This window comes from Shewanella sp. Sh95, from assembly GCF_001308045.1.
GTDB lineage: Bacteria > Pseudomonadota > Gammaproteobacteria > Enterobacterales > Shewanellaceae > Shewanella > Shewanella xiamenensis.
Genome location: NZ_LGYY01000125.1, coordinates 1 through 2,941 on the forward strand (window position 1 = coordinate 1; position 2,941 = coordinate 2,941).

Below are 2,941 nucleotides of genomic sequence, written 5' to 3' on the forward strand. Positions count from 1 at the left end.
ACTTACGCGATGATAAAGGCGTTGAACAAACTCACTGGGCTAGGCATGCCTGAAACTTACCGTGTAGTTTAATATTCAAACGATTATGAGGAGCTTTGCTCGCTGAATCGATTTAGGAAACAAAGCCACTAATTGATTCCATAACGGGTTTAAATGCTTGATTAATCATAATTGCATTTAATGAAGAGCTATAACGCCCGCGACTTGAAGTTGTCTCTTTATTGTCATAGTCATCCCAATAGAGAACTTCACCTTTAGCATTTGTTTTTTGGACTTCTCCAGAGGATTGTAATGTCTGCTTACCTTTATCATTAATAAACAGTGGCCGACCTTTGTTGTCTACTTTCTGCTTTTGTTGTGACTTATCAGCCTTTAGTCTCCCTTCCCAAGTTGTCACTAAACTTGATGCACGTTCATCGGTAAAATCACCATTGATGGCTACAGCTTGATTATAGAGATCTTGCAGCCCAGAAAACTCCACCGGCTTATTCCACAGACAATGAGGTAAAACCCATGCATCATAGTTACTCACTTGCGTCAATCCAGAGGTGAATGCTGATACCTTCATCAGTTTTATCAACTTGAGCCAACGTCTATCCGAAACGTAAATATTCTCTCGGTTTAAATAGGCCCGAAACTCTTTACACAATGCCAGCACAGAAGAACTCAGGGTAACCTTGTCAGCTAACTGCTGCACCTCAGTAAGATCTTCTAGCTTGAGTCGGATATTCAGCTCAGGCTCAAATTTTTCAGCTGAAAGCTGCAATAATTCGCTAAATGAACTATCAGACAATGGACCGACAAAACTACGTAACATAAAGCGATCATATAAAGCAGAAAGCTCCTCACCTTCAGGTAACTCGTTACTCGCAGCAATAACCGAAATTAAGGGCACCTTGTATCGACGATTACCATTATCAAATTCTCGCTCGTTTAATATGGTTAAAAGACTATTCAAAATGGCACTGTTTGCTTTAAAGATTTCATCAATAAAAGCTACTGATGCATCAGGTAGATAACCACTAGTTAAACGAACATACCTATCATCCTCTAATGCACGAATAGAAAGAGGCCCAAAGACTTCTTCTGGGACAGAAAAACGTGTCAACAAACGCTCAAAATAACTCGCTTCAACAAAGATATTTTTTAGCCGTTTGGCCAGTTCACTCTTTGCGGTGCCCGGAGGACCTACAAGCAAAACATGCTCACCAGCAAGCGCGGCTAGTAAAATCAGCTTAATTTGTTCTTTTCGCTCTAACAGACCAACATTCATCTCAGCCATTAGCTGTGAGAGTTTATCTTTACGTGAGAGTGGTTGTATTGCCGTTAATTGTGTCACAGTGGAGCTCCTTATGTTGAATTGCAATCCCTGGCTTAATTCAGGGTCAAACCCATATAGCGACTTTTATGCCAATTTAGTCATTGTCGTTTTCTAGGCCGAGTTTTTTAAGGCGATTATTTAAAGTTTGGTGATTGTTGTAACCGAGTAACAACGCCGTTTTACGTTTATTCCCTGACGTAAATGCCAATCCTCGTTCTAAATAGTGTCGCTCTACTAGATCAATAATACTTTTTATATCAACACCTTTTGATATATCTCTTTCGAGAATGCTCTCACTATTTTGGAGCGTCGAAAGTATCGCCCTGCGTATATCAACGTCTTCCAATACGGCAGTTTCAGACCATAAGGCTGCCCTAAGAATCGTTGCTTTCAGCTCTCTGATATTTCCAGGCCAACGATGATTACTGATAATTTTTTTTGCAGCAGTGGAAATTTTTTTACCACCTAGAGAAGGGTATTCTTGTGTGAGCATGGCGGTAAACTGATCTGCTAGATGGTCTAAATCGCTTTGTCGAGACCTTAGAGGTGGTAAGGACAACACACCAATGGCAACCCTATAGAATAAATCCTCCCTGAACCTACCCTTGGAAATGTCAGCCATCAAGTCTCGATTAGTTGCTGTGATCAAACGAAAATTGCTGCTACGTTCTTTACTATCTCCCAAGCGAGTGAATTTACCATCTTGTAATACTCTAAGTAGCCTGACTTGGGCTGAACTATCAAGCTCGCCAAACTCATCCAAAAAAAGAGTACCTGAATGTGCCAATTCAAAAACTCCTACCTTATCTGAAACCGCACCAGTAAAAGCCCCCTTTTTATGACCAAAAAGTATTGAATCAATAAGTTCTGAGGGAAATGCGCCACAATTGACCGCAACAAATGGTTTATCCCTTCTCGCACTTGCATTATGAATTGCCCGAGCAAACATCTCTTTGCCGGTACCACTCTCACCACAAATCAGCACAGATACTTCATGCGATGCTAAAACTTGTGCCTTGGCTTTAAGTAGTAACATTTCAGGATCAAGGGTAATAATGTCATCAAAGGCAGGATCAGCATCAGAGTCCAATAGACCAAGTTGCCCAAATTCAGTAGGGGCTAGATTAGTCATCGAAGGAATATATTCAGCAGTAAGCTTAAAAGGAATTTCTACAATATTAACGCCTTGTTCTTTTGATGCTTGATAAAAGTTGCAGGCGAATCGAGTTTTACCGAGTAATATCCATACAGCCTGCATAGCAGGTGTACCCGGACTCAATAAAATAGACAGTGCAATGGTTTCACGACTAATAACGTCCAGTAGCCGTTCTGCAGCGAGGTAAATTTCTCCAAAATTAATTGGCGAGGATAAATCGGCCTTACGGGCGTTGACTGGACAACTCAGATTGCCAGTGAGTAGTTCAAGGTATGGAGTAACTAGATCCGACGGATAATTGTAAATAAGCTCAAGCCTATCAAAGGTAACATCAGATACGAGGGCGTTCAAAATTCTGTGTCAGGCTAATTTTTAAATTTCCAGCACGCTATCTAAACGTCCTTCAAAATAAATCGCTAACTGAGATAAACAAAGGCTCCAATTGTGGATTGGCATGGTCCATT

Annotated in this window: 2 protein-coding genes; both read right to left on the minus strand. The window is 40.8% G+C overall.

Annotation, left to right across the window (positions count from 1 at the left end; genetic code table 11):
• Positions 1 to 112: 112 nt before the first annotated feature.
• Complete coding sequence (locus AEA42_RS09315) at positions 113 to 1,339, minus strand: AAA family ATPase (RefSeq protein WP_231640376.1); 1,227 nt, start codon at positions 1,337 to 1,339, stop codon at positions 113 to 115.
• 76 nt (positions 1,340 to 1,415) lie between these two features.
• Positions 1,416 to 2,828 (minus strand): sigma 54-interacting transcriptional regulator, encoded by a 1,413-nt coding sequence (locus AEA42_RS09320; protein ID WP_231640377.1) that lies wholly within the window; start codon positions 2,826 to 2,828, stop codon positions 1,416 to 1,418.
• Positions 2,829 to 2,941 lie beyond the last annotated feature (113 nt).